31 protein-coding genes and 1 tRNA gene are annotated in these 26346 nt (G+C 69.0%); 11 read left to right on the plus strand and 21 right to left on the minus strand.

What is annotated here, in order from left to right:
• Nucleotides 1-14: 14 nt before the first annotated feature.
• Both EPD65_RS00400 and EPD65_RS00405 read left to right on the plus strand, forming a co-directional pair.
• Nucleotides 15-233 carry an excisionase family DNA-binding protein gene (locus EPD65_RS00400; protein ID WP_131580822.1) on the plus strand — a complete coding sequence of 73 codons (219 nt, stop codon included), beginning with the start codon at nt 15-17 and terminating at the stop codon, nt 231-233.
• On the plus strand, nt 226-1446 hold the full coding sequence (locus EPD65_RS00405) for a tyrosine-type recombinase/integrase (protein WP_207891357.1): 1221 nt from the start codon (nt 226-228) through the stop codon (nt 1444-1446). The genes EPD65_RS00400 and EPD65_RS00405 overlap by 8 nt, the downstream gene beginning before the upstream one ends.
• A 112-nt stretch (nt 1447-1558) precedes the next feature.
• Here EPD65_RS00405 and EPD65_RS00410 read toward each other — a convergent pair.
• The 7 genes from EPD65_RS00410 to EPD65_RS00435 form a co-directional block, all read right to left on the minus strand.
• Nucleotides 1559-1631 (minus strand) — tRNA-Ala (locus EPD65_RS00410).
• 41 nt (nt 1632-1672) lie between these two features.
• The gene (locus EPD65_RS00415; RefSeq protein ID WP_131580825.1) at nt 1673-2359 is read right to left on the minus strand and encodes a histidine phosphatase family protein; all 687 of its coding nucleotides are present in this window, start codon (nt 2357-2359) and stop codon (nt 1673-1675) included.
• 19 nt (nt 2360-2378) lie between these two features.
• Nucleotides 2379-2762 (minus strand): ribosome silencing factor, encoded by a 384-nt coding sequence (gene rsfS, locus EPD65_RS00420; protein ID WP_131580827.1) that lies wholly within the window; start codon nt 2760-2762, stop codon nt 2379-2381.
• Nucleotides 2759-3388, minus strand: coding sequence for a nicotinate-nucleotide adenylyltransferase (nadD, locus tag EPD65_RS00425; protein WP_131580830.1), 630 nt, complete (start codon nt 3386-3388; stop codon nt 2759-2761). Before nadD ends, rsfS begins: the two co-directional genes overlap by 4 nt.
• A 4-nt stretch (nt 3389-3392) precedes the next feature.
• Nucleotides 3393-3551 (minus strand): hypothetical protein, encoded by a 159-nt coding sequence (locus EPD65_RS16110; protein ID WP_165872827.1) that lies wholly within the window; start codon nt 3549-3551, stop codon nt 3393-3395.
• A gap of 53 nt (nt 3552-3604) precedes the next feature.
• On the minus strand, nt 3605-4081 hold the full coding sequence (locus EPD65_RS00430; RefSeq protein ID WP_131580832.1) for a hypothetical protein: 477 nt from the start codon (nt 4079-4081) through the stop codon (nt 3605-3607).
• A gap of 34 nt (nt 4082-4115) precedes the next feature.
• Nucleotides 4116-5366: a glutamate-5-semialdehyde dehydrogenase gene (locus EPD65_RS00435; RefSeq protein ID WP_131580835.1), complete on the minus strand. Its 1251-nt coding sequence runs from the start codon at nt 5364-5366 to the stop codon at nt 4116-4118.
• A gap of 57 nt (nt 5367-5423) precedes the next feature.
• On the opposite strand from EPD65_RS00435, the gene EPD65_RS00440 reads away from it, so the two are divergent.
• Nucleotides 5424-5939 (plus strand): SGNH/GDSL hydrolase family protein, encoded by a 516-nt coding sequence (locus tag EPD65_RS00440; RefSeq protein ID WP_131580837.1) that lies wholly within the window; start codon nt 5424-5426, stop codon nt 5937-5939.
• Between the two features lie 175 nt (nt 5940-6114).
• Here EPD65_RS00440 and EPD65_RS00445 read toward each other — a convergent pair whose 3' ends face one another.
• The 4 genes from EPD65_RS00445 to EPD65_RS00460 form a co-directional block, all read right to left on the minus strand.
• On the minus strand, nt 6115-7056 hold the full coding sequence (locus EPD65_RS00445) for an electron transfer flavoprotein subunit alpha/FixB family protein (protein ID WP_131580839.1): 942 nt from the start codon (nt 7054-7056) through the stop codon (nt 6115-6117).
• A gap of 11 nt (nt 7057-7067) precedes the next feature.
• Entirely contained in the window at nt 7068-7835 is a 768-nt protein-coding gene (locus EPD65_RS00450; protein ID WP_243640358.1) for an electron transfer flavoprotein subunit beta/FixA family protein, read from the minus strand.
• Nucleotides 7836-7968: 133 nt separating this feature from the next.
• The gene (locus EPD65_RS00455; RefSeq protein WP_243640359.1) at nt 7969-8286 is read right to left on the minus strand and encodes a hypothetical protein; all 318 of its coding nucleotides are present in this window, start codon (nt 8284-8286) and stop codon (nt 7969-7971) included.
• 73 nt (nt 8287-8359) lie between these two features.
• Complete coding sequence (locus tag EPD65_RS00460; protein ID WP_131580844.1) at nt 8360-9148, minus strand: enoyl-CoA hydratase/isomerase family protein; 789 nt, start codon at nt 9146-9148, stop codon at nt 8360-8362.
• Between the two features lie 104 nt (nt 9149-9252).
• On the opposite strand from EPD65_RS00460, the gene EPD65_RS00465 reads away from it, so the two are divergent.
• Nucleotides 9253-9930, plus strand: a complete 678-nt coding sequence (locus EPD65_RS00465) for a potassium channel family protein (RefSeq protein WP_131580846.1) — start codon at nt 9253-9255, stop codon at nt 9928-9930.
• 23 nt (nt 9931-9953) lie between these two features.
• Here the strand turns inward: EPD65_RS00465 and EPD65_RS00470 are convergent, their stop codons facing one another.
• Entirely contained in the window at nt 9954-10145 is a 192-nt protein-coding gene (locus EPD65_RS00470) for a hypothetical protein (protein ID WP_131580848.1), read from the minus strand.
• Nucleotides 10146-10302: 157 nt separating this feature from the next.
• Between EPD65_RS00470 and treS the strand changes: the two genes are divergently transcribed.
• From treS to EPD65_RS00490, 4 genes are read left to right on the plus strand one after another with little or no spacing between them, the layout of a single operon-like run.
• A complete protein-coding gene (gene treS, locus EPD65_RS00475) occupies nt 10303-11994 on the plus strand; it encodes a maltose alpha-D-glucosyltransferase (RefSeq protein WP_131580850.1) in 1692 nt (563 codons plus the stop codon).
• Nucleotides 11991-13373: a maltokinase N-terminal cap-like domain-containing protein gene (locus EPD65_RS00480; RefSeq protein WP_131580852.1), complete on the plus strand. Its 1383-nt coding sequence runs from the start codon at nt 11991-11993 to the stop codon at nt 13371-13373. Before treS ends, EPD65_RS00480 begins: the two co-directional genes overlap by 4 nt.
• 5 nt (nt 13374-13378) lie before the next feature.
• Complete coding sequence (locus tag EPD65_RS00485) at nt 13379-13963, plus strand: hypothetical protein (protein ID WP_131580854.1); 585 nt, start codon at nt 13379-13381, stop codon at nt 13961-13963.
• A 42-nt stretch (nt 13964-14005) separates the two neighbouring features.
• Nucleotides 14006-14773 (plus strand): NUDIX domain-containing protein, encoded by a 768-nt coding sequence (locus EPD65_RS00490; RefSeq protein WP_131580856.1) that lies wholly within the window; start codon nt 14006-14008, stop codon nt 14771-14773.
• A gap of 22 nt (nt 14774-14795) precedes the next feature.
• Here the strand turns inward: EPD65_RS00490 and EPD65_RS00495 are convergent, their stop codons facing one another.
• The 6 genes from EPD65_RS00495 to EPD65_RS00515 form a co-directional block, all read right to left on the minus strand.
• Nucleotides 14796-15686: an EamA family transporter gene (locus EPD65_RS00495; RefSeq protein WP_131580858.1), complete on the minus strand. Its 891-nt coding sequence runs from the start codon at nt 15684-15686 to the stop codon at nt 14796-14798.
• A 78-nt stretch (nt 15687-15764) separates the two neighbouring features.
• On the minus strand, nt 15765-16691 hold the full coding sequence (locus EPD65_RS00500) for a co-chaperone YbbN (RefSeq protein WP_131580860.1): 927 nt from the start codon (nt 16689-16691) through the stop codon (nt 15765-15767).
• Between the two features lie 28 nt (nt 16692-16719).
• Entirely contained in the window at nt 16720-17238 is a 519-nt protein-coding gene (locus EPD65_RS00505) for a PH domain-containing protein (RefSeq protein ID WP_131580863.1), read from the minus strand.
• Between the two features lie 10 nt (nt 17239-17248).
• Nucleotides 17249-17425, minus strand: coding sequence for a hypothetical protein (locus EPD65_RS16115; protein WP_165872828.1), 177 nt, complete (start codon nt 17423-17425; stop codon nt 17249-17251).
• 120 nt (nt 17426-17545) lie between these two features.
• Complete coding sequence (gene meaB / locus EPD65_RS00510; RefSeq protein WP_165872829.1) at nt 17546-18547, minus strand: methylmalonyl Co-A mutase-associated GTPase MeaB; 1002 nt, start codon at nt 18545-18547, stop codon at nt 17546-17548.
• Complete coding sequence (locus EPD65_RS00515) at nt 18544-19731, minus strand: acetyl-CoA C-acetyltransferase (protein WP_131580866.1); 1188 nt, start codon at nt 19729-19731, stop codon at nt 18544-18546. Before EPD65_RS00515 ends, meaB begins: the two co-directional genes overlap by 4 nt.
• A 155-nt stretch (nt 19732-19886) precedes the next feature.
• Here EPD65_RS00515 and mce point away from each other — a divergent pair, with 155 nt between their 5' ends.
• Both mce and ccrA read left to right on the plus strand, forming a co-directional pair.
• Nucleotides 19887-20333, plus strand: coding sequence for a methylmalonyl-CoA epimerase (gene mce, locus EPD65_RS00520; protein WP_131580869.1), 447 nt, complete (start codon nt 19887-19889; stop codon nt 20331-20333).
• Nucleotides 20334-20495: 162 nt separating this feature from the next.
• Nucleotides 20496-21833, plus strand: coding sequence for a crotonyl-CoA carboxylase/reductase (gene ccrA / locus EPD65_RS00525; RefSeq protein WP_131580871.1), 1338 nt, complete (start codon nt 20496-20498; stop codon nt 21831-21833).
• A 59-nt stretch (nt 21834-21892) separates the two neighbouring features.
• Here ccrA and EPD65_RS00530 read toward each other — a convergent pair whose 3' ends face one another.
• Genes EPD65_RS00530 through EPD65_RS00540 form a run of 3 tightly spaced genes read right to left on the minus strand, consistent with a single transcriptional unit; the run spans nt 21893 to nt 25477 of the window.
• A complete protein-coding gene (locus EPD65_RS00530; RefSeq protein WP_131580873.1) occupies nt 21893-23260 on the minus strand; it encodes an NAD(P)/FAD-dependent oxidoreductase in 1368 nt (455 codons plus the stop codon).
• A 33-nt stretch (nt 23261-23293) separates the two neighbouring features.
• A complete protein-coding gene (locus EPD65_RS00535) occupies nt 23294-23986 on the minus strand; it encodes a transporter (protein WP_131580875.1) in 693 nt (230 codons plus the stop codon).
• 27 nt (nt 23987-24013) lie between these two features.
• Nucleotides 24014-25477, minus strand: a complete 1464-nt coding sequence (locus tag EPD65_RS00540; protein WP_131580878.1) for an MFS transporter — start codon at nt 25475-25477, stop codon at nt 24014-24016.
• A gap of 251 nt (nt 25478-25728) precedes the next feature.
• Here EPD65_RS00540 and EPD65_RS00545 point away from each other — a divergent pair, with 251 nt between their 5' ends.
• Nucleotides 25729-26337: a TetR/AcrR family transcriptional regulator gene (locus EPD65_RS00545; protein ID WP_131580881.1), complete on the plus strand. Its 609-nt coding sequence runs from the start codon at nt 25729-25731 to the stop codon at nt 26335-26337.
• Nucleotides 26338-26346: the final 9 nt, after the last annotated feature.

Genomic DNA, 26346 nt, shown 5'->3' on the forward strand with positions numbered 1-26346 from the left:
GAAGGAGAACACTCATGGCACGACCCCTCGAAGAAGACGTCGGCCTCCGACCGCGGTGGTACTCGGTCACTGAGGTCGCCCAACTGCTCGGTTACGGCGAGACCAAGGTCCGCATGCTCATCGCGGAGCGACGCCTCCGCTCGCTCAAAGACGGTCGCTCTCGCAAGGTGCTGCCGGAGTGGGTCGACGAGTACGTCGCCCAGCGTGCCGCGGAGGCTGAGGACTGTGCCTAAGCGACACAACGGCGAAGGCTCCGTCTACAAGATGGACGGCCGTTGGCGCGGCTACGTCTGGGTCACCACGCCCGGTGGCCGCCGTACGCGGAAGTACGTTCGCGGCGACACCCGCGCTGACGTCGTCACCCAGCTGACCAAGATCAGTGCCGCATCTGCAATTGCGCCCGTGGCGGTCGGTAGCCCAACTGTCGAGCAGTACTTTCGCGGTTGGCTCGAGGACGTGGTCCGCCCGACCCTGGCTCCGACGACAGTTCTGAACTACGACCTGTTCATCCGCCTGTACATCGTTCCGTCGCTCGGCCGGAAGCACCTCGACCGACTTTCACTGCGCGACGTGCAGACCTGGGTGAACAAGCTCCGGATCACCTGCCAGTGCTGCGCACAGGGCAAGGACGAACGGCGTGAAAAGAAGCGGTGTTGCTCGGCCGGAAAGTGTTGTCAGCAGTTCCCAAAGGACTGGACTGTGCGTCAGGCGTGGGCGGTACTTCGAGCGGGTCTGGCCCAGGCTGTGCGCGAGGAGATGATCACGCGCAATGTCGCGGGCATGGTGCGGATGCCGGTGCCACGCTCCGAGAAGCAGACCGTCTGGAGCGTGGACGACGTGCGTACCTTTCTCGAAGCCTCACTTAGCTCACGGGATTCCTTCCACGCCGCTTACGTCCTGATGCTCGTCCTCGGTCTCCGGCGTGGTGAACTGCTCGGGCTCGCGTGGGAGGACGTCGACCTGGAGCGCGGCGAAGCTCGGATCCGGTGGCAGATCCAGCGGATCTCGGGTCAGCTGACACGACGGCGGACGAAGACGGCATCTTCAGAGGCTGTGCTGCCGCTCCCCGACATCTGCATCGACGCGCTGAAGGCCCACCGTGCGATGACGAACCGCTGGAAGCTCAAGGCAGGTGAGGCATGGCACGACACCGACCTCGTGTTCACCACGAAGTTCGGGCTTCCTATCGACCCGCGCAACTTCAACCGGTCCTTCAAGAAGCGCACAGAATCCTCGGGCGTCCCGGTAATCCCGGTTCACTCCACCCGACGCACCTGCGCATCGTTGCTCGTCGAGCTCGGTGTGCACCCCCGCGTCGCGATGGCGATCATGCGGCACAGCCAGATCTCGGTAACGATGAACATCTACAGCCAGGTGGCGTCGTCGTCAGCTCGTGAAGCGCTGGCAAATCTCGGCTCAAGGCTGGCGGAAGGGGGTCATTCGTGACCCGTTGCTGCCACTTGCTGCTGCCACCCCTAGAAAAGCGGCGCCTTTGGCCACAAATCACAACAGCCTCTGGTCCGCGTTTTCGCAGATCAGAGGCTGTTTGTGGTTCCTGTGGAGGTGAGGGGACTCGAACCCCTGACCCCCTGCATGCCATGCAGGTGCGCTACCAGCTGCGCCACACCCCCAGGTGGGTTGCTCCCCGGTCTCCCGGGCAACGACGAGAACTTTAGCGAACAGGTGGCGCGGATGTGAAATCGGGGTCGGGGGCGGACAGATTCCAGGCAGCCAGCCGCCAGCGGCCGTCGGCGAGAGGGCCCTCGTGCTCCAGCAGCGCCCACCCGCAGTTGACCGGATGACGCAGAGCCTGGGCGGTCTCCGGGGTCCAGCCGAGCAGCGCCGAGACGCCGACCTTGATCGCTCCACCATGGGCCACGACAGCCGCGGTCTCCCCCGGCTCGATCGATGCGACGAGGTCCACGAGGGCCGCGGACACCCGCTGAGCCAGCTCCTCGGAGGTCTCCATGCCCGGCACCGGGTCCCAGCGGCCAGCACGCAGCGCAGCGGCCTGCTCCGGGAAGCGGGCCTCGAACTCGGCGTTCGTCAGGCCGGTGCGCTCCCCCAGCGCGAACTCGCGCAGGCGGTCGTCGAGGACCGGGTCAAGACCCGATTCCTTCGCCACGTACGCCGCGGTCTCGCGCGCCCGGGCCAGGTCCGAGGACCACAGGGCAACAGGCGACAGACGAGCGATCCACGGCGCGGCCGCAGCCGCCTCCGCGTGCCCGAAGCGGTCGAGCGAGACGTCGGAGTGGCCCTGGGCGCGCCCCTCGGCGTTCCAGGCGGTGCGCCCGTGGCGCAGCACCACCAGGCGGCGTACCTCTCCGGAGGCCGCCCCCGGCATGTGCTCCGCACTCACGAGAGGTCAGACGCCCGGATCAGGCGTCGGCAGGACCGTGCAGGTCCTTGGGGAGCTCGATGAGGGGGCTGTCACGCCACAGGCGCTCGAGCGCGTAGTACTCCCGCTCCTCCGAGCGCTGCACGTGGATCACGATGTCGCCGAAGTCGAGCAGGACCCAGAGGCCCTCCTTGTCGCCCTCGCGACGGATCGGCTTGAGCTTGCTGTCCTCGCGGAGCTTGTCCTCGATCTCCTCGACGATCGCCTTGACCTGCGGCTCGTTGTTGCCGGTCGCCAGCAGGTAGGCGTCGGTGATACCCACGGCCTCGCTGACGTCGTACGCCCGGATCTCGGTCGCCTTCTTGTCCGCGGCCGCGCGGGCGGCGACGGTGATCAGGCGGACGGATTCTTCGTGGGCAGTCATGCGGTGTCCCCTTCGAGGGCAGATGTGTAGAGGCGGTGCTTGGCGACGTACTGCACGACGCCGTCCGGCACGAGGTACCAGATCGGCTCGCCGCGCTCGGTGCGCTCGCGGCAGTCGGTCGAGGAGATGGCCAACGCCGGGATCTCGACGATGGAAACACGATCGGACGGAATGTTCGCGATCGCGGCCGGGTCCATCTCATAGCCCGGCCTGGTGCAGCCGACGAAGTGAGCGAGCCCGAAGAGCTCCTCGACGTCACGCCAGGTGAAGATGTTGGTCAGCGCATCCGCGCCGGTGATGAAGTAGAGATCCGCATCGGGCATCTCCGCTGCGAGGTCGCGCAGCGTGTCGATCGTGTACGTCGGACCGTTGCGGTCGATGTCCACGCGCGACACGCGGAACCTCGGGTTGGCCGCCGTCGCGATCACCGTCATCAGGTAGCGGTGCTCGGCCGGGCTGACTGCCCGGCCGGCGCGCGCCGCCTTCTGCCACGGGTCACCCGTGGGGACGAAGACGACCTCGTCGAGGTCGAACCACGCGAGGACCTCGCTCGCCGCCACGAGGTGGCCGTGGTGGATGGGGTCGAACGTGCCACCCATCACGCCTACGCGACGGCGTGCAGTCATGCGATCAGCTGTGCTCGCGGCCGCCACCGATGGCGAAGACGACCAGCAGCAGCGAGATGATCAGGATGGCCAGCGTGAGGCCGCCGATGATGTACGGCGCGTTGGTCGACTCCTCCGCCTTCTCAGCGGTCGCGGCCAGGGCAAGAACGAAGGTGCTCAGCATGGCGCACACGATACCGGTCGCCCGCCCCCGGCGGGCGTAGTGCCCGTGTGACGTCAGTGGCCGAACGGCAGTACGTCGAGCAGCGACGTGAAGCCGGCGAGGATCGCCCACGACTGGAGCGCCCGCCCGAGGAAGATCGCGCCGAAGAAGATCACCTGGTTCATCTTCAGCGCGCCGCCGAGGACGCCCATCACCAGCAGCGGAGGTACGCCGACGAGCCCCGACGCGAAGGTCAGCCCCGCCCCCGCCAGCGGGTGCCCGTTGACGACCTTCTCCCAGCGCTCGTAGCGCGCCTTGAACTTCGGCGTCTCGAGCCGCTTCTGCATCCACGGCATGCTCATGCTGCGCAGCGAGCCGTGGTACCAGACCACCTTGCCCGCGGCCTGGCCCGCTCCCGCCGCGATCGCGACCGGGATGATCGCGGAGCTCGGGATCAGCGTGGCGATGCCGACGAGGTAGACCTCGACGTTGAACAGCGGGATCACGGAACCCAGGACCGAGTAACCGAGGGTGCCGAGGATCGCCTTCACGGGTGCGGACGCTACCGGGTGGAAAGTGCCGCTGTCAGCGAATGTGGCCGTCGCCGGTGACGACGTACTTCGTGCTGGTCATCTCGGGCAGGCCCATGGGGCCGCGGGCGTGCAGCTTCTGCGTCGAGATGCCGATCTCGGCACCGAACCCGAACTCGCCGCCGTCGGTGAAGCGCGTGCTCGCGTTGACCATCACCGCGGCGCTGTCGACGGCAGCGGTGAAGCGGCGGGCCGCCCGCTGGTCCTCGGTCACGATCGCGTCGGTGTGGCCGCTGGAGAAGCGGCGGATGTGGGCGATCGCGTCCTCGAGGTCGCTCACGACGCGGGCCGACATGGCCAGCGCCAGCCACTCGGTGCCGTAGTCCTCGTCGCTCGCGCCGGTGACCCCGTCGTACTCCTGGAAGCGGTCGTCGCCGTGGATCTCGACGTCGGCACCCTGCAGCGCCTCGATGATGCGCGGGAGGAACTCGTCGGCGATCGACTCGTGCACGAGCAGCGACTCGGCCGAGTTGCAGACCGAGGTGCGGTGGGTCTTGGAGTTCATGACGATGGCGAGCGCCTTGTCGAGGTCGGCCGCGGCGTCGATGTACACGTGACAGATGCCGATGCCGGTCTCGATCACGGGGACGATCGACTCCGTCACGACCGCGTTGATCAGGCCCGCGCCACCGCGCGGGATGAGGACGTCGACCAGGCCGCGCGCCTGCATGAGCGCCTTGACCGAGTCGTGGCTCTCCGCGGACACGAGCTGGATGACGTCCTCGGGCAGGCCCGCGCCGGCGACGGCGGCGCGGAGAACGTCGACGATCGCGGCGTTGGAGCTGGCCGCGCTGCCGGAGCCACGCAGGAGCACGGCGTTGCCCGACTTGAGGCAGATGCCCGCGGCGTCCGCGGTGACGTTGGGACGCGCCTCGTAGATCATGCCCACGACGCCGAACGGCACCCGGACCTGGCGCAACTCGAGCCCGTTGGCCAGCGTGCTGCCGCGGACCACCTCACCCACCGGATCGGCCAGCCCGGCGACCATGCGCAGGCCGTCGGCCATGTCCGCGATGCGCTCCTCGGTGAGGCGCAGGCGGTCGATGATGTTGGGCGGTGTGCCGCCCTCCTCTGCGCGCGCGACGTCGTCGGCATTGGCCGCGAGGACCTCCGGCGTGTACGCGATCAGGGCGTCGGCCATCGCGAGCAGCGCCGCGTCCTTCGTCGCGCGCGTGGCGACCGCCAGCTCGTGGCTGGCCTCGCGGGCGCGGAGTGCTGCTGCCTGGACGTCCTGCTCGATGCTCACGAGGAAATCGTACGGGTGCCGTCCTGCCGGTTTCCGCGCCGTCCGTAGGGTGCAGCCATGCCCGTCCTGATCACCGGAGACAGCCACCTCGCCCGCCCGGTCCGCGGAGGCTGGTCGATCGGCGCGGACGCCGTCTCCGTCGCCTTCGGCGGCTCCGTCGCCACCGACCTCTTCCACCAGGTCGACGGCCTCGACCCGGCGGCGTACGACGTCGTGGTGGTCTCGATCGGCACGAACGACGCAGGCTGGCGCGACGTGCCGCTGCCGGCGTTCCTCGGGGCGATCGGGGCCTTCCTGGACTGGGCCGGCGCGACGCCCGTCCTGCTGATGACCTCGCCCGGCTGCGACGAGCAGCGCGCCTCCGACCACTGGAGCGACACCCGCCTGCGCCAGTACGCCGACGAGGCCGCCGCGCTGGTCACGGCTGCGGGCAGTGGCGTGCTCGACACCCCGGCCGTCCTCGCGCCGCTGGGGACCGCGGCGTTCGTGGACGACGGCTTCCACCTCACTCCCGCGGCGTACGACCTGCTGCTGCCGGCCCTGCGCGACGCCGCGTCGGCCGCCGCCACGTAATCGCCGAGACGAGGCCCGTGCCATGCCGAGACGAGGCCCGTGCCGGGCACGAGGCCCGTCTCGGCGTTGCACGAGGCCCGTGTCGGCGTTGCACGAGGCCCGTCTCGGCGGAAATGCGGAACGCCCCGACCACCTTGCGGTGACCGGGGCGTCCGTGGGAGCCCGAGGGCTCAGATCACTTGCGCGCCTTGATCTCGGCGACGAGCGCCGGGAGGACGGTGTGCAGGTCACCGACGACACCGAAGTCGACGAGCTCGAACATCGGCGCCTCCTCGTCCTTGTTGACCGCGACGATCGTCTTCGACGTCTGCATGCCGGCGCGGTGCTGGATCGCACCGGAGATGCCGTTGGCGATGTAGAGCTGCGGCGACACGACCTTGCCGGTCTGACCGACCTGGAACGTGTGCGGCTTCCAGCCGGAGTCGACGGCGGCACGCGAAGCGCCGACCGCGGCACCGAGCTCGTCGGCCAGGGCCTCGACCGCGGTGAAGTCACCGCCGGTGCCACGACCACCGGAGACCACGATGGCGGCCTCGGTGAGCTCGGGGCGACCCGTCGCCTGACGCGGCTGCGAGGCCACGATGGTGGCGGTCTTAGCGGCGTCGGAGATGGTCACGGCCGTCGGGACGGCGGCGCCGGCGCCGGCGACCTCCTCCGGAGCGGCAGCGTTGGGCTTGACCGTGATGATCGGGGTGCCCTTGGTGACCTTCGCCTGGACGGTGTAGTTGCCGGCGAAGACGGACTGCGTGGTCACACCGTTGGCGTCGACGTCGACGGCGTCGGTGATGACGCCCGACTCGAGCTTGACCGCCAGGCGAGCCGCGATCTCCTTGCCCTCAGCGGAGGAGGAGATCAGGATCGCGCCCGGGTTCGCGGTCGCGGCGATCTGCTGCAGCACCTCGGCCTTGGGGGCGACGAGGTAGCCCTTGATCTCGGCGTCGTCGACGACGTAGACCTTCTCGGCACCGAACTTCGCCAGCGCCTCGACCGGGGCAGCGCCCGAGCCGATGAAGACGGCCGACGGCTCACCGATGCGGCGGGCGATCGTGAGGAGCTCGTTGGTGGTCTTGCGGACAGCACCGTCGACGTGGTCGACGAGAACCAGAATCTCAGCCATTTTCAGACTCCTCAGATGAACTTCTTGGAAGCGAGGAAGTCGGCGAGCGCCTTGGCGCCCGAGCCGTCCTCGTCCTTGACGATCTCGCCGGCAGTGCGCGGCGGGCGGGCAGCGGTCGACTCGACGGCGGTCCACGCCACCGAGAGGCCGACCTGGTCGGCGCCGAGACCGAGGTCGCCGAGACCGAGGGTCTCCAGCGGCTTCTTCTTGGCGGCCATGATGCCCTTGAACGACGGGTAACGCGGCTCGCCGGTCTGGTCGGTGACCGAGAGGACGACCGGCAGGGTGGCGCCGATGACCTCGGTGGCGGCGTCGCCGTCACGCTTGGCGCGGATCTGGTCGCCCTGGGTCTCGACGACCGAGGCGAACGTGACCTGCGGCAGGCCGAGGCGCTCGGCAAGGGCGGCCGGAACGAGCGAGGTGCCCGCGTCGGTCGACGCCATGCCGGTGATGACGATGTCGGGGGTGCCGATCTTCTTGATCGCCTCAGCGAGGACGAGCGAGGTCGCGATGGCGTCAGAGCCGGCGATCGCGTCGTCGACGATGTGGACGCCCTTGTCGGCACCCATCTGCAGCGCCTTGCGGACGGCGTCAGCGGCGCCCTCCGGGCCGATGCAGAGGGCGGTGACCTCGGAGCCCTCGTTCTTCTCAGCCAGCTGGAGCGCCTGCTCCACGGCGTACTCGTCGAGCTCCGAGAGGAGGCCGTCGACGCCTACGCGGTCGACGGTGTTGTCGCTCTCGAACTTCCGGTCGGCCGTGGCGTCCGGCACGTGCTTCACACAGACAACAATGTTCATGGTGGTGTGGCCCTGAGGCCCCTCCTGTGCAGTCGGATTTGGTCGTGATGTTACTGGTGAGTCACGGCGTCACGGTATGTCCGTCCACCGTGCGATCCCTCACAAGATGCGGTGGTCAGGGGCGGACGACGCGGTCCAGCACCCGACCGAGGACGAGCCAGAAGATCGCCCCGATGCCCCAGTTGAACAGCGCGTTCTTGACGTCGGCGTTGTCACCGGTGAACTGCTTGATGCCGTTGTCGCGGCTGAAGACCCCGAGGTCCACCCAGCCGGCCACCGAGCGGACGAACGACACGAGGCCGTTGTCGGCGTTGGCGGACAGCGCAAACGTCAGTGCACCCAGCGCCAGGAACAGCGCGAAGAGCACGCACAGGACCCACAGCAGCTGCGCGGCACGGGTGCGCACCTGCGGAAGCGTCATCGAGAACCCCACGGGCCCTCCCCTTCGTAGATGGAGATGGTGCAGACGGTAGCCGACGCACGGCGCCGACAACCGTCATCAGCCGTCAGCGGCCGGAGAACTCCGCCTTGCCGGGCCCGCTGGCGAGGAACGACGTCATGCCGGTGGTGCGGTCCTCGGTCGCGAAGACCGACGCGAACTGCTGCTGCTCGATCGCGAGGCCGGTGGTGATGTCGACCTCGAGACCGCGGTCGATGCACTCCTTGGCAGCGCGGATCGCCAGGGCGGCCGCCTTGGTGAACTGCGACGCCCAGGCGACGGCCTCGGCGAAGACCTGCTCCGCCGGGACGAGCTTGTCGACCAGGCCGATGGCCAGGGCCTCGTCGGCCTTCACGAAGCGGCCGGTGAAGATCAGGTCCTTGGCCTTCGAGGGACCGATCAGGCGCGGGAGGCGCTGCGTGCCGCCGGCGCCCGGGATGATGCCGAGCAGGACCTCGGGCTGACCGAACGTCGCGTTGTCCGCCGCGATGCGGATGTCAGCGGCCAGCGTCAGCTCGCAGCCACCGCCGAGCGCGTAGCCGGTCACGGCTGCGACGACGGGCTTCGGGATGTTCGCGATCGCGGTCGCGGCCTCGTTGACGCCACGGGTGGCCTTGACCATGTCGGCGTACGACATCTCGGCCATCTCGGCGACGTCGTTGCCGGCGGCGAACAGTCGCTCGCCACCCCAGATCACGACGGCGCGCACGTCGTCGCGCTCGGTCGCCTCGGCGCACGCGACCTTGAGCTCGGCCTGTACCTGGAGGCTGATCGCGTTCATCTTCGGCCGGTCCAGCCGGATCACGCCGACGCCCGGGGTGTCCTCGGAAACCTCGAGATTCACGAACTCGCCCATGTGCCTGCCACTCCTCGATCGCTCTACGTCAGGGACGGCACACCGGGCCGTCGTACGCCGCGCATTCTGCCGCGCCCCACCGGCGCTGGCCTACGGTGACCACCGTGAGCGACCTCGACCAGCACGTGCGCGCCCTGAAGCGGAATCCCTGCGGGGTCCTCCTCGCCGTCCAGCTCATCGGCCTGCTCGCGTATCCCTACCTGGGCGACCAGCCGGTCGGACGGGCAATCTTCGGCCTCCTCGGCCTCGTCGTCCTGACCCTGGCCGTCCGCGCGGTGCGCCTGACCCCGGCGCTGACCTGGGTGGCGATCGTGCTCGGCATCCCGGTCGTAGTCCTCACCGTGCTCGAGGGCGTGACGCCGGACAACAGCGCCATCGTGGCGACCTCAGGCCTGGCCCACGCGGCGTTCTACGGCTACACGGCGTGGGCGCTGATCCGCTACATGTTCCAGGACGACGTCGTCACCACCGACGAGCTCTGGGCAACCGGCGCGACGTTCACCGTCGTCGCCTGGGCCTTCGCCTACCTGTATGCCGCCGTGCAGGTCTTCTGGCCGGGATCGTTCACGGCCGCTGTCGACGCGGACGTACCGCGGACCTGGATCGACCTGCTCTTCCTCTCGGTCACGACGCTGACCAGCACCGGCCTGTCCGACATCGTGCCGGTCAAGCCGCACGCGCGGTCGTTCGTGATGGTCGAGCAGATCGCGGGCATGCTCTATCTCGCGATGGTCGTTGCGCGGGTCACGGCGCTGACGCTGCGACCGGCGCGGAAGGGTTGATGCCGCGGCGGGTCAGACGAACCTCAGACGAGGAAGAAGGCGACGGCACTGGCCATCGTGAGGGCACTGCCACCGGTCAGCAGGAAGCGGCTGCGGGCAAGCCGCTGCTTCTTCCAGAGCCAATGCTCCGCGTGCACCTGTCGGTTACGCAGGGAGATACCGACGGCAAGGGCGACGACGCCCGCCAGACAGAGCAGCACCAGCAGCGCTTCCATCCTCAAACCTTCCACTCAGTTCCCGAGAAGTCGCAGGCCATACGCCCACGAAACGGAGCAGCGACAGAACCATGACGCAATACGCCCGAACTCTCCAAACCGGATTCTGCCTCAAGCGTGATCGCCATCACTCAAACGATTGCGTATCGTTCTCGTCATGACGCTTGATGGACAGCCGGAGTGGTTCCGCACCGCCGTCTTCTACGAAGTACTGGTCCGCTCGTTCCGGGACTCCGACGGCAACGGCACAGGGGACTTCCGCGGCCTGGCCGAGAAGCTGGACTACCTGCAGTGGCTCGGCGTCGACTGCCTCTGGGTGCCCCCGTTCTTCCCCAGTCCCCTGCGCGACGGTGGCTACGACGTCGCCGACTACACGGGCGTCCACGAGGAGATCGGCACGATCGAGGACTTCCGCTGGTTCCTCGAGCAGGCGCACGAGCGCGGCATCCGCGTGATCATCGACTTCGTCATGAACCACACCTCGGACCAGCACCCGTGGTTCCAGGCATCGCGCTCCGACCCGGACGGCCCCTACGGCGACTTCTACGTCTGGTCCGACAGCGACGAGCTCTACCAGGACGCGCGGATCATCTTCGTCGACACCGAGCCCTCGAACTGGACCTGGGACCCGGTGCGCCAGCAGTACTTCTGGCACCGCTTCTTCAGCCACCAGCCGGACCTCAACTTCGACAACCCGAAGGTGCACGAGGCGATCTTCGAGGCGCTCACGTTCTGGCTGGACATGGGCCTGGACGGCTTCCGGCTGGACGCCGTCCCCTATCTCTACGAACGCCCCGACACCAACGGCGAGAACCTCAAGGAGACCCACGAGTTCCTGCGGTCCGTGCGCTCGTACGTCGACGAGCACTACCCCGGGCGCGTCCTTCTCTGCGAGGCAAACCAGTGGCCGGCCGACGTCGTGGAGTACTTCGGCGGCGAGCACGATGCCGACGGCAACTGGGTGGGCACCGAGTGCCACATGGCCTTCCACTTCCCCGTGATGCCGCGCATCTTCATGGCCGTACGCCGCGAGTCGCGCTTCCCCATCTCCGAGATCCTCGAGCAGACGCCGGCCATCCCCGACGGCTGCCAGTGGGGCATCTTCCTGCGCAACCACGACGAGCTCACCCTCGAGATGGTCACCGACGAGGACCGCGACTACATGTGGTCGGAGTACGCCACCGACCCCCGGATGAAGGCCAACATCGGCATCCGCCGCCGCCTCGCTCCCCTGCTCGACAACGACATCAACCGCATGGAGCTCTTCACAGCACTCCTGCTCTCCCTCCCGGGCTCCCCCGTCCTCTACTACGGCGACGAGATCGGCATGGGCGACAACATCTGGCTCGGTGACCGCGACGGCGTACGCACTCCGATGCAGTGGACGCCGGACCGCAACGCCGGCTTCTCCACCGCCACGCCCGGCAAGCTCTACCTGCCGACGATCCAGGACCCCGTCTTCGGCTACCAGTCCGTCAACGTCGAGGCGCAGCTGGAGAACTCCTCCTCGCTCCTGCACTGGACGCGCCGGATGATCCAGGCCCGCCGCGGCCACACGGCGTTCGGGCTGGGGGCGTTCCACGACCTCGGAGGCTCCAACCCGACGGTCTTCTCGTTCATCCGCGAGCACACGGACGCGACGGGCGAGGGCGACGTCATCCTCTGCGTCAACAACCTCTCGCGCTTCCCCCAGCCGGTCGACCTCGACCTGCGTCGCTGGGAGGGCTGGACGCCGGTGGAGCTGCTCGGCGGCGTGCCGTTCCCGACCATCGGCGAGCGGCCCTACGCGCTCAGCCTCGGCGCCTACGGCTTCTACTGGTTCCGCCTCACTCGGGAGACGACGGCATGATCACTCCAGTTCCGATCGACATCGAGCGCTACCTCGCCACGGCGCGGTGGTTCGCCGGCAAGGGCCGCGCCTTCCGCGTCAGCAGCACGCGCGTCGCGGTGGTCCCGGGTCAGGGTCCACCTGCACTGGTGGTCCTCGCCGAGGTCGACTACCCGGACGCCGGCGACGACAGCGAGCTCTACCAGCTGCCGGTCTCGCTGCACCGCGAACCGCAGGACGGCCTCGAGCATGCGTGGCTCGGCCAGTGGGACGACGTCCACGCGTACGACGCCGTGCACGACCGCGCCGCCATGTCTGCCTGGCTCGAGGCCTTCGTCTCGCCCGGCAGCACCGGTCCCCTCCACTTCGAGCGCTCTGACCGCACGCAGCTCGACACCAGCCAGCGCCCCGCGCTGATGACCGCCGACCAGTCGAACTCCTCGGTCGCCTTCGGCGAGGACACCTTGCTGAAGGTCTTCCGCAAGGTCACCCAGGGCGGCAACCCCGACATCGAGATCCACGACCTGCTGACGCGGGCGGGCTCCAGCCACGTCGCTGCCCTGCACGGGTGGGTCGACTGGCGTACGAACGACGGCGAGGTCATCCAGCTCGCGATGCTCCAGCAGTTCCTGCGCACCGCGAGCGACGGGTGGACGCTGGCCACCGGCAGCGTCCGGAGCCTCTTCGCCGAGGCGGACCTGCACGCGCACGAGGTCGGCGGCGACTTCGCCTCCGAGGCCGCACGCCTGGGCGAGGCACTTGCCGAGACCCACGCGACGCTCGCCGCCGAGTTCCCCACCGAGCTGCTCTCCGACGCAGGCGCGCAGCACCTGGCCGACGTGATGCTGGGCCGACTCGACGCGGCGGTCGAGGCGGTGCCTGCCCTGGCGGCGTACGCCGACCGGCTGCGGCCGCTGATGGCCGCGGTGGGTGACGCGGCCGGCGTACAGGCGCAGCGGATCCACGGCGACCTGCACCTGGGGCAGACGCTGCGCACCGTCAAGGGCTGGAAGCTCGTCGACTTCGAGGGCGAGCCGGCCCGGCCGCTCGCGGAGCGCCGCCTGCCCGAGCCTGTGTGGCGCGACGTGGCCGGCATGCTGCGTTCCTTCGACTACGTGTCCGCGGTGGTCCAGCGCGAGCTCGACGGCGACAGCCAGACCCGCGAGCAGCGCGCCTACCGCGGGGCGGAGTGGGTCGAGCACAACCGGCGCGCCTTCCTCACGGCGTACGCCGGCGGCGAGCTGTCGCCGGAGCAGCGGCTGCTGCTTGACGCGTTCGAGGCCGACAAGGCCGTCTACGAGTGCGCGTACGAGATCCGCAACCGCCCGGACTGGGCTGACATCCCGCTCGCTGCCGTGGCGCGTCTGTGTAGCCAAGAGGGGCACCCTGAGGGAGAGTGACGCCCATGACGGACGACACCACCCTCTCGGGCACCGCGGGCACTTCCGGCAGCGACAAGGCGAAGGGCGGCCTCAGGTCGTTCGCACTGGCTGTCGGCCTCCTCGTCTTCCTGGGCGTCTGTGCCCTCATCGGTTTCGTGATCGCCACCCTGTTCGGCTTCAAGATGTGGGCGAACTTCCTGGGCCATCGCATCGACGGCAGCATGGTCAACGGCACCCTCTGGGGTCTCTCGCTGGGCTTCGTGTGCACCCTGATCCCGCTGATCATCGCCCGCCAGGCGCTGCGTGGATTCGGGTTCGGCGTGCGCCTGACGATCCTCGCCTTCGCCGCGATCGTGGCCCTTCCCAACATCGCGACGCTCGCGATCCGTTTCGGCAGCAGCCATCGCTCCGAGGTGGCCCGCAACGTCCTCGAGACGGACGGCAACGGGGTCATCACGGGCACGTACGTCGGCATCACCATCGGCGTCGGCGTCTTCCTGCTGCTCGTCGTCTGGGGCGTCATGCGCTGGAACGACAAGCGCAAGACCCGCAAGCTCTCCCGCAAGCTGGCCGAGATGGCCGGCGACGCCGCCGACAGCGCGGACTGACGGCCGGCTGACCCGCGCCCGCCAGCCCCGTAGGGTGATCCCGTGACCCAGCCCGGCACCGACGTCCAGACCATCGCCGACGGCATCGCCCGGCTGAGCTGGGCCCTGCACGTGCAGGAACGCAGCTTCCTCGACGCCGTGGGCGAGGTCTCCGAGGCGGTCCAGCAGGCACTGTCGTCGCACGGCCGCGTCGAGGTCCTGGTCGACCCCGACGACACGGTCGCCCAGCGGGTCGCCACGTGGTCCGGCCTGCACCGCGAAGGCGTTCTGCGGGGCTACGCGGACGGCGTCGACCGGATCCTCTATGCCCGCCTCAGCACCGACGTCCCGGTGAGCGAGCCGGTCGGGTTCCGGACACTGCTCAACTCGTTCCTGCCGCGCAAGCGCGCGATCGGCCAGGTGCTGGTGCGCGACCCCGAGGGGCGCGTGCTGCTGTGCCAGCTGACCTACAAGAAGGACTGGGACCTGCCGGGTGGCGTCGTCGAGGTCGGCGAGTCGCCGCAGCTCGCGGCAGTGCGCGAGGCCGAGGAAGAGCTCGGGCTCGAGATTCCGCCCGGCGACCTCCTGCTGACCGACTGGCTACCGCCGTGGGGCGGCTGGGACGACGCGATCTGCCTGGTGTTCGACGGCGGCGTCCTGCCCACGGACACGCTTGACCGCGTGGTCCGCGAGGAGCGCGAGATCCGCTCGGTCGCCTGGTGCACCCCCGAAGAGGTCGCCGAGCGCGCGGCCGACTTCACGGCACGGCGGATCAGCGCCGCGCTGGCCGCGGTGACCGACGGTCCGGCGTACACCGAGTCCGGGCGCTGACGCAGGGTTTGTCAGGCAGGCCCTAGGCGGGCGCCTCGACCGGCACGACGGTCCGCACCCGTGCGGGCGGGCGGAGTGCGATCAGCACGCCCAGGAGCATCACCAGACCACCCATCACCTCGGCTGCGTTGGGCTGGTCGCCGAAAGCGATCCACGCCGACACCATCGCGACGGGCGGCACGACCAGCACCCAGGGCACGACCTGGTGCGCGGGGTTGCGAGCGAGCAGCGAGTTGAAGATCCCGTAGCCGAGCAGCGAGCTGACGCCCGCGGTGAACGCCGTCGACGCTGCCGCCTTCCAGCCGAACGCCGCGAGGCCGTCGCCGATCGCGGACGGCCCCTCGACGAGCAGCGACACCGCGAAGAGCGGCAGCGGCACGAAGAGGGCCGACCAGACGGTGACGCCGAGCCCGCCGGGCGCCTTCGCGGCACGGGCGATGGTGTTGCCGACACCCCAGCTCAGGGCACCGCAGAGGCAGAGCACGAGCGCGGTCAGGGGCACCTCTCCCCCGCGCCCCGCACCAACGACGACGAGTCCGACGGTGGCGACCGCGACGCCGAGCACCTGCACGGGCGTCGGGAGCTCACGCAGCACGCCGGCCGCGATGACGATCGTGAAGACCACCTGTGCCTGCAGCACGAGCGCGGCGATGCCCGGCGGGAGGCCCGCCTCCATCGCGGCGTACACGAAGCCGAACTGGCCCGCGGACATGAAGAGACCGATGCCGGCCAGCGTCCGCCACGGCACCGCCGGGCGCGCCACGAGGAAGACCGCCGGCAGCACCACCGCGACGAACCGGATCGCGGCAAAGAGCAGCGGCGGCACGTCCTGGAGTCCCCACTCGATGGCCAGGAAGTTGACGCCCCAGATCACCATGACGAGCAGGGCGAGGAGCGAGTCACGGCGGCTCATGCCCGGAGTCTGCCCGGCCGACGCATGCTGATGCCACACAATTTCCGCCAAGAGGGCAGCAGCGCTGCCCTGTCGGCGTCAGAAGAGGGCGGAGGCGAGGTTCTGCCGGCCACGCAGCACGCGCGGGTCCTCGTTGCCGACCGCGGCGAAGAGGCCGATCAGGTGCTCCCGGGCCTTCGCGCGCTCGTCGCCGGCCGTGCGGGCTACGAGCCGGACCAGGCGGTTGAACGCGTCGTCGACGTGACCACCGAGGAGGTCGAGGTCGGCGACCAGCGTCTGGGCCTCGATGTCGTCGGGGTTCTCGGCGGCCGCGGTCCGGGCGGCGCCGAGGTCCACGTCCTTGGTCCGCTGGAGGACCTTCGCCATCGCCAGCCCGGCGGCTGCCTCGACGTCGGCCGGGTTGCCCGTGACGAGCTTCTCGTACTCCGCGACAGCGGCGTCGATGTCGCCGGCCTCGAGCGCAGCCTGGGCAGGCGCGTAGCGCGGGTCCACGGCGTCCTCGTCGCCCTCGACCACGGTGGAACGCGGCTGGTGGCGCTGCGTGATGCCCTGCGCGGTGAGCTGCTGGGACATCGTCTGGAGCAGGGTGTCGATCTCCTCGCGGACGAGCAGGCCGGTGATCGGCTGAGTCACCGGGCGACCGTCGAGCAGGATCAGCATCAGCGGCACGGTCGGGATCTGCATCGCCTGGGCCAGCTGAGGGTTCGCGTCGACGTCGACGAGGCCGCAGAGGAACCGGCCCTCGTAGCCCTCGATCGCCGCCGCGACGTCTTCGGCGTACGCCGCGGTCTCGGGCGAGCGGTCCGGCGCGAAGAAGGCGAGGACCACGGGCGCGTGCATCGACGCCTCGAGCACACCCTGGAAGTTCTGCTCGTCGACCGTCACGGCATAGGCACCGGCAATGCCACCGGCTGCAGCGTCACCGGCCGGAGCGGCGGCAGCCGCCGGCCGCTTGAGCGCGGAGAGGTCGATGGCACCAGGACGGGAGAACGGCTGCTGCGTCATGCCCCCATCCTTCCAAACAGCGCCAGCCTCAGTTGACCGAGGGTCGCAGTCCGGCGCGGGCGACCACACGCTGGATGGCCAGGTCGCGGGCGTCGGGACGGGCGACGTACCGAATGTCGCGGAGACCCTGCTCCTGGGCTGCGGACTCGAAGACGAAGTGGCCGAAGCCGAGCATGCGGCCGTGGAGCGGCTTGCGCACCGTGATGTCGAGGATCCGGCTCAGCGGCATGGTGGCGACCTGCTGGCCCAGGACCCCGCGCACGCGGAAGACCCGCATGTTCGTCACCACGAAGCGGTCCATGTGCTCCTCGAGGGCACGCCAACCGGCATGCAGGAGCACCACGACGGCCAGCACCATGGGCAGCCAGGCGATCTCGACCGAGACAAACGGCGTGGCGAGGAGCAGCGCCAGCGCGCCGAGCACCTCGAGCGCCGGGAAGAGGAAGACCACCCAGTGGTGGCCGACCTCGTCGACGATGACCTCGCCCTCGTCGCGGAGGAGGTGCTTGCCGATGTCGGGATCGGTCAGCCGCCGGGCGAAGCCCATCGGTCCCGGCTCACTTCGAGGAGAGCGACTGGACGAACGAGATGATCGAGTTGAAGAGCTGCTGGGTCACGTCCCAGCCCTTCTGTCCGAACGTCGAAGCGACGTCGGCAAGACCCTGCGGGTCCTGGAACAGCCAGAACGCGATGAACAGCGCTCCGACCAGCAGGATCAGCTTCTTGAGGTTCATGCTCTCCGTCGTCCTCACGTCCCGGGATGCGTGCCCCGGACCGGGCGCACACTTCTACGCCTCATTGGTAACACCAGTCCCATGCGTACGCTCGGAGGCTCGCCGCCAACCGGCGCGCGGTCAGGCCAGCAGCTCGTCGGCAGCGGTGTACGGGTCGAGCTCCCCGGTCGCCACCCGCGCGGCGAGGACGTCGAGCTCGGCGCTGCCGGAGACGGCGCCCCAGCGGCGCCGCAGCTCGCCCAGGGCGATCTCCTCGACCTCCACCCGGGCCCGCCTCACCCGCCGCCTGGCGAGCTCGCCGGTCGACACGAGGAACGCACGGTGCTCCGCGATCGCCTCGACCACCTCGGCAACACCGGTCCCCTGCTGGGCGACGGTCTTCAGGATCGGCCGCTTCCACACGGTGCCGGGAGGGCCCGCGATCGCAGCCGAGAGGTTGAGCATGCCGCGCAGGTCGCGGCTGACCTGGGCCGCGCCGTCGCGGTCGGCCTTGTTGACGACGTAGATGTCGCCGATCTCCAGGATGCCGGCCTTCGCGGCCTGGATGCCGTCACCCATGCCGGGTGCCAGCAGCACCAGCGTCGTGTCGGCGAGGCCCGCCACCTCGACCTCGCTCTGCCCGACGCCTACCGTCTCCACGAGGATCGTGTCGAAGCCGGCCGCATCGAGGACGCGTAGCGCCTGCGGCGTCGCCCAGGACAGGCCGCCGAGGTGGCCGCGCGAGGCCATCGAGCGGATGTAGACGTCGGGGTCGGTCGCGTGCTCGGACATGCGCACGCGGTCGCCGAGCAGCGCTCCCCCGGAGAACGGCGAGGAGGGGTCGACCGCGAGCACGGCGACGCGCTGCCCCTGCTTGCGCAGCTCGGTGACCAACGCGGACGTGGACGTCGACTTGCCGACGCCCGGCGATCCGGTCAGGCCGACGATCCGGGCATGGCCCGTGTGCGGCGCCAGCGCCGCCATGACCTCGCGCAGCAGCGGCGAGGCCTCCTCGACCAGCGTGATCAGCCGGGCGATGGCGCGGGGCGACCCGGCACGCGCCTGCTCGATGAGCTGGGGAACGGCAACGGCCGACCGACCCGAGGGTCGGCCGGCCGTTGCGGTGTTCAGGCTGTCGTTCACGCCTGGGCGTTGACCCGGACGATCATCGCGTCACCCTGGCCGCCACCGCCACAGAGGGCAGCGGCACCGAGGCCGCCACCGCGGCGCTTCAGCTCGTTGGCGACGTGGAGCACGACGCGCGTGCCCGACATGCCGAGCGGGTGACCGAGGGCGATGGCGCCACCGTTGACGTTGACGATGTCCTCGGAGATGCCGAGCTGCGCAGCGGAGGCCATGCCGACCGCGGCGAACGCCTCGTTGAACTCGACCAGGTCGAGGTCGGCGGCGGTGAGGCCGGCCTTCTCGAGCGCCTTGGCGGTCGAGGAGGCGGGCTGCAGCTGGAGGGTCGAGTCCGGACCGGCGGTCTGGCCGACGGAGACGATCTCGGCGAGGTAGTCGAGGCCGAGCTCCTCGGCCTTCGCCTTGCTCATCACGACGACAGCGGCAGCACCGTCGGAGATCTGCGAGGCAGAACCAGCGGTGATGGAGCCGTCCTTGGCGACCGGACGCAGGCCGGCGAGCGACTCGACGGTCGTGTCGCCACGGACGCCCTCGTCGGCGGAGACGACGACGTCGCCGCGACGCGAGGAGATGGTGACCGGGACGATCTCGTCGTCGAAGACGCCGTTCTTCTGGGCCGCGGCCGCACGCTGGTGCGACTGGGCCGAGAAGGCGTCCATCTGCTCACGGGTGAACTTGTCCGAGGCGGCGTTGCACGCGTCGGTCAGGTTGATCATGGCCTGCTTGGTGAAGACGTCGGTGAGGGCGTCGTTGACCAGCGAGTCGATGAGGGTGGTGTCGCCGTACTTGAAGCCGTCACGCGACTTCGGCAGGACGTGCGGGGCGTTGGTCATGGACTCCATGCCACCCGCGACGACGATCTCGGCCTCGCCGGAGATGATCATCTGCGAGGCCTGGGCGATCGCGTTGAGACCGGAGAGACACACCTTGTTGGTGGTGATGGTCGGGACGCTCATCGGGATGCCCGCGCCGACCGCGGCGACGCGCGCCGGGTTCTGGCCGGCACCGGCCTGGACGACCTGACCCATGATCACGTAGTCGACCTGCTCCGGCGAGACGCCGGCCTTCTCGAGAGCGCCCTTGATGGCGACCGAGCCGAGCTCAGCAGCCGAGAGCGACGAGAGGCCACCAAGAAGGCGACCGATCGGGGTGCGCGCACCCGCGACGATGACAGTTCCGGACATGAAAGTCCCTCCTGAAGCGAAATCTGTGAACAGATCGAGCGTAGTCCTCGCCTGGCACCCCGAGACAGGTGACTGGGATGTGGACCCCGTCACGGTGTCCGTGACAGGACGTCCGCGAACGGCGCTCCCCCGCGCGGTTGGGGCAGGATGACCCCATGACCCTCGAGATTCCCGAGCACCTGTTCATCGCCATCGACCACGTCGGCATCGCCGTGCCGGACCTCGATGAGGCGATCGCCTTCTACACCGAGAAGTTCGGCATGAAGGTCGCCCACGAAGAGACCAACGAGGAGCAGGGCGTCCGTGAGGCCATGGTCGCCGTCGGCGACACCGGCTCCCACATCCAGCTCCTGGCCCCCCTCTCCCCCGACACGACCATCGGCAAGTTCCTCGCCAAGTCGGGCCCGGGCCTCCAGCAGCTCGCCTACCGCGTCACCGACATCGATGCCGTCTCCGCGATCCTCCGCGAGCGTGGCCTGCGCCTGCTGTACCCGGAGCCGAAGCGCGGCACGTCCGACTCGCGCGTCAACTTCATCCACCCGAAGGACGCCGGTGGCGTGCTCGTCGAGCTCGTCGAGCCGAACCCGAACGCGCACCACTGATCCACTGCAGGGAAACCTGCAGAAATGACCGCTTGAAGACTCCTTCATGCCGGTCTGAGACGTCGCGCACAGCCTCCCCCGTGAGGCCGTGCGCGCGCTTATGCTTCGCCCCAATCAACGCTGGCAACACCGCCGTACCTGAGATCACAGGGAGTCAACCCAGTGCAGAACATCCTCGACGCGATCCTGGCCGAAGCACCGGCCGCGGAGTTCGCGAACCTCGAGCTTCCCGAGTCGTACCGCGCCGTCACCGTCCACAAGGACGAGGTCGACATGTTCGAGGGCGTCAAGTCCCGCGACAAGGACCCGCGCAAGTCGCTGCACCTCGACGAGGTCCCGATGCCCGAGCTCGGCCCGGGCGAGGCGATCGTCGCCGTCATGGCGTCGGCCATCAACTACAACACCGTCTGGACCTCGATCTTCGAGCCGGTCTCGACGTTCGGCTTCCTCGAGCGCTACGGCAAGGAGTCGGCGCTCGGCGCCCGTCACAACCTGCCGTACCACATCGTCGGCTCCGACCTGTCCGGTGTCGTCCTCGCCGTGGGCGCGGGCGTCACCAAGTGGAAGGCCGGCGACCGCGTCGTCGCGCACTGCCTCTCGGTCGAGCTCGAGGCCCCCGACGGCCACAACGACACGATGATGGACCCCTCGCAGCGCATCTGGGGCTTCGAGACCAACTTCGGCGGCCTCGCCGACGTCGCCATGGTCAAGGCCAACCAGCTCATGCCGAAGCCGGAGCACCTCACGTGGGAGGAGGCCGCTTCGCCGGGCCTCGTCAACTCCACCGCCTACCGCCAGCTCGTCTCCAAGAACGGCGGCGGCATGAAGCAGGGCGACAACGTCCTGATCTGGGGCGCCTCTGGTGGTCTCGGTGGCTTCGCCACGCAGTACGCCCTCAACGGTGGCGCCAACCCGGTCTGTGTCGTCTCCAACGAGGAGAAGGCCCAGATCGTCCGCAACATGGGTGCGGAGATGATCATCAACCGCTCCGAGCTCGCTCCGAAGTTCTGGAACGAGGAGGGCACCAAGCAGGACCCGCGCGAGTGGAAGCGCTTCGGCGCGGCCATCCGTGAGCTCACCGGCGGCGAGGACATCGACATCGTCTTCGAGCACCCGGGCCGCGAGACCTTCGGTGCGTCGGTCTTCGTCACCCGCAAGGGCGGCACCATCACCACCTGCGCCTCGACCTCGGGCTACATGCACGAGTACGACAACCGCTACCTGTGGATGAACCTCAAGAAGATCATCTCCTCGCACTTCGCCAACTACCGCGAGTCGTGGGAGGCCAACCGCCTCATCGCGCAGGGCAAGATCCACCCGACCCTGTCGAAGGTCTACTCCCTCGACGAGGTCGGCCAGGCCGCGCTCGACGTGCACCACAACAAGCACCAGGGCAAGGTCGGCGTTCTCGCCCTCGCCCCGGAGGAGGGCCTCGGCGTGAAGAACGAGGAGCTCCGCGCCAAGCACCTCGACAAGATCAACCTGTTCCGCGGCATCTGATCGCAGAACGCAGCGAACGCCCCCGCCGGTCACCGGCGGGGGCGTTCGTCGTTCCGGCATCACGCGTGCTGCAACGTCTCCTGTACGACGGCCGCGCCTCGTCGAGCGTTGCGGCGGCTCCCGTTGATGCTGTCGTTGAATCGGTCGATGGCCCAGATGGTGCGGAGGCCGGGTCGGCCCATCATCATCGGCCGGGGGAACTTCGGCTTCGCCTGCCACAGGGTCTGCAGGTCCGCGTGGCGTACACCGTCGACGATGTGGTCGGCGATCATCGTGCCGACGTACGGCGCCTGGGCGAGGCCGTGACCATTACAGGCGATCGAGTAGTGGATGTCGTCCCCGATCTGACCTGCCAGCGGGAGCCACGACGAAGTGATCGCGATCCAGCCACCCCAGGCACGCTCGATGGCGACGTCCGCGAGCGAGGGGAACCGGGTCTCGAAGGCCCGGGCCAGCTCCTCGACGATGCCCCGGTCCGGGACCTTCTCGGCGGGGAGCGGATAGCTCGTGCCCCGCTCCAGCCGACGTACGCCGAAGACGATCGTGTTGCGCGGGGTCAGCCGGTAGTTCTCCATGATCGCGTGCTGGGTGACCAGACCCATGCCGCTCGTCCACCCGAGGGCGGCGATGCGCGCCGGGTCGATCGGCTCGGTCTCGACCTCCATGACGTAGATCGGCACGGAGAGGTGCTTCGGGGTGATGTCCCACTCCCCCGCGAAGGCGTTGGTCGCCAGCACGACGTGGTCCGCGCGCACCGTGCCCTGCGGCGTGGTGACGACGACCTGGCCCGCCTCGCGGCGGACGCCGGTGACCTTCGTCTGCTCGAAGACGCGCGACGGCGTCCCGAGCAGCACCCGGCGCATGCCGAGCGTGAACTTCCCGGGGTTCATCCGACCGCCGATGACCTCGCGCATGCCGCCGACGAAGCCGCGCGGGATGCCGAGCTCGGCCGAGGTGCCGACCTGGACGTGGCCACCGGCCCGGGTGACGATCTTCGCCACGCGGCGTACGCGTCCCATCTGGCCACGCGAGACGGCGGCGAAGGCGTTGCCGGTCGCCTCGTACTCGCAGTCGATGTCGTGCTTCGCGATGAACTCCTCGACATGCCGCGCAGCGTGCTCCGCCAGCCGCATCATCCCCGGCATCTTCTTGCGCGACAGCAGGTTGAGCAGCTGGAGGTCACCGCCAGGCGCGCCGGCGAGCTGACCAGCGTTGCGCGAGCTGGAGCCGTGTCCGCAGAACTCCGCCTCGAGGAGGACCACGTCCTGCCCGCGCTCCGCCAGGCGCAGCGCAGTCGACATCCCGTTGATGCCGCCTCCGATCACCACGACCTGGCAGTCCTGCTCGCCGGTGAGGGCGGGCTGGAGATCGCGGGGCGGGTCGACCCAGCCACTGAAGGTGCAGTAGGTGACGTTGTCGGTCTTCATGGTGTTCCTCCTGGAGTGTTGAGCAGCTGGTGCTCAGGCGTGGACTGCCTGAGCCGCGGATGCCGGCTCAAGTCCGCGAGCGACGTTGTGGTCGTGCAGGGCCTTGTAGCCGCGGAAGTACGCGAGTTCCTGAAGTCCCCAGACCGTCAGAGCGAAGATGTAGAACCCCGTCCGGTACTCGTCGTCCGGGAAGGGGAAGAAGTTGTACGTCCACGCGACGACCACAGCCGCCAGGGTTGCGACGCCGGTGAACGCAGCGGCAGAGGTCGCGCGGATCTTCCACAGGCGCCACGAGAAGTACACGAAGAACACCGTGGCCAGCGCGTTCACGACGACATAGAAGGTGGCGGGGCCGACGTACAGGTGGTGTTCGTCCTTGAACTGACCGAGGTACACGCCGATAACCACGGCGAGCGCGAAGGAGCCGATCTCGACGGGCAGGCTCGCCACGTAGCGGTGGGTCACGCGCATCAGACCCAGGACCGCGATCAGCGTGATGCCGACCCCGCGCGAGAAGGCGTCGAAGAAGAACGCGATCTCGTAAAGGGGGCCGTGGAGCGGACCGCCAAGCAGCGTCCACACCAGGAAGTTGGTCCCCGAGGTCGCCACACAGAACCATTCCAGGCCCAGCAGATAGTTGTGGTGCTCACGAATGAAGCGCCAGCCGTAGCGGAAGCCGGCGAAGATCATGAACAGATCGGCGACGAGGAAGAGAAGCTCTTTCATGTCAGGTTCCTTCGTAGTGGGAGGGACTCAGGCGGCGACGAGGCGTCGGCGGCTGCGGGCACGGGAGACCAGCACGGTCACCGCGGCGAGGACGGAGAGGACGGCGGCGAGCCAGTAGCCGGTTCCGTAAAGGCCCTTGGCAGCGACCTCGAGGCCGAGGCTCGGCACCGGGACCAGCTGGGCGCTGAGGGCGGCGCTGACCAGCGCCGTACCGAAGGCGAAGCCAACGGCCATGTACGTGCCAGCCACGCCGGCAGCCATGCCAGCCTTCTCCTCCGGCACGGCCAGCTGGACCATCGTGAAACCGGCCGCGTAGCCGATGCTGCAGCCAAGGCCCATCACGGCAGCACCGACGAGGTACTGCCACTGGTGGTCGTGGGCGATGGCGAGCCAGGCGAGGCCGGCGGTGCTGATCAGGGCGCCGACGAGGAAGACCGGCACGCCCTTGCCCTGGGAGACGGGCCGGTCGACAGCCGCGCCGCCGATCAGGAAGGTGACCGCGAACGGCACCATCAGCCAGCCGGTCTGCAGGGCACTGAGGCCCAGGCCGTAGGCATCGTGGGGGCGGAGCAGCTCGGGGATGATCTGCACATAGGTGGACAGGAGCAGGAGGAACGCCGAGTTCACCGCGGCGAAGAGGGCGATGCAGATACACGAGGCGGTGACCAGCGGCGACTTCATCAGGGCGACGTCGAAGACCGCCGAGGAGGAGCGGCGCTCGGCGCGGACCCACGCGATGCCGCCGACGATGCCGAGGACGAGCGGGATCAGCGCGCCGTTGCCCCAGACGAGACCCTGGGTCAGCGTGAGGAGGATGGCAGCGACCCAGCCGATCATCCAGACCGTCCCGAGGATGCCGATGCGGCCAGCGCGCTCGGCCGGCGGGAGGTGCGGGATCGCGATGAAGGCCACGACGGTGGTGACCGCGCAGACTCCCGTCAGGATGATGAAGAAGTCGCGCAGCGACAGCGTCTGCACGATGAAGCCACCGCCGATCATGCCGGCGACGATGCCGAGGCCGGTCGCGATGACCAGCACGGCGACACCGATGGTGATGCCGTCCTCACCGAGGTTGCGGCGCAGGAAGCCGAGCGGGAGGAGCTGTGCGGCACCTCCGAAGCCCATCAGGATGCAGCCCACGAGCAAGGTCGGGTACGAGTCGCCGATAGCGGGCACGAGAGCACCGAGGGTGAGGAAGGCTGCCGAGACCACGGAGGCGTTGCGGTCGCCGTACAGGTCCGCGAGCCGCGGCAGCAGGATGAAGCCGGCGCCGCCGCCGAGGGTCAGTGCCGTGTAGAGCCACGTCGTCTCGGCCACGGTCGCGAGGCCGTACTGCGACTGGATCACAGGCAACAGTGGCGGCAGCACGAAGATGACCGCGTTCGTCAGCGTGATCATGAGGGCCGCGATGGCGATCAGCAGCCCCTTGCTCGGGGCGGGGCGCGTCGAGGCCGTGGCCTCGAGCCCTACCGACGGGTGGATCCCGGTCATCTGGCTACTCCGATTTCTCTGCGGTCGGGACGGGCGTCCCGGTCCGGTGTGGACAGTCGGTCCGGTGCGCTGGTGGCGCATTCCTGTGACCCGGCTCTCACCGTAAGCCGAAGTTAGTCATACGATCAAGATGTTTGACTAAGAAATCTGGAAGCGGTGCGGCAATCGGCCTTCCCTGCCATCCCGCTGCTAGGGTTTGATTGACTTGATCAAGCGTCCAAGTCAGGGCGCGCAAGCTCGGAGGGCACCCCATGGCACGCATCCCCGCCGCCCAGCGGCGCAACGACTTCATCCACGCCGCGGTAGAGGTGATCGCCGCCCACGGCATCGACGGCGCGACCACGCGGAAGATCGCCGAGCAGGCGAACGCGAACCTGGCGATGCTCCACTACTGCTACGACTCGAAGGAGGCGCTCTTCTCCGACGTCTTCGCGTACGCCGCCACGACGTACAGCGACGTCATCAGGAAGAGCGACGCCCACTCGACACTCGCGGAGACGGCCCGCGAGATCCTCCGCGGCGTCATGCAGTACTACGTCGACTCCCCCTCGTTCGCCGCCGCCTCCTTCGAGCTGATCAGCTGGGCGCGCCGGCAGCACGAGGATCGTGGCATCGCTGTCTTCGACGAGGCCGTCGCCTCCGTCCGGCGGGCCCTCACGGATGCCTCAGCGAGCAACCCGGTCCAGCCCGAGACCATCGACGAGATCGCGTACGTCATCGGCACGCTGTCCGACGGGTTCGGAGTCAACTGGCTGACCTATGGCGACCGCGCCGCGGCCGAGGCCCAGATCGACGTCACCACCACCGTCTTCGACACCTGGCTGGCCACCCGGCTCGCCCCGCTCCCCGCCGCCAGCTGAGAACCCGCC

The organism is Nocardioides jejuensis, from assembly GCF_004337475.1.
Taxonomy (GTDB): Bacteria; Actinomycetota; Actinomycetes; order Propionibacteriales; family Nocardioidaceae; genus Nocardioides; species Nocardioides jejuensis.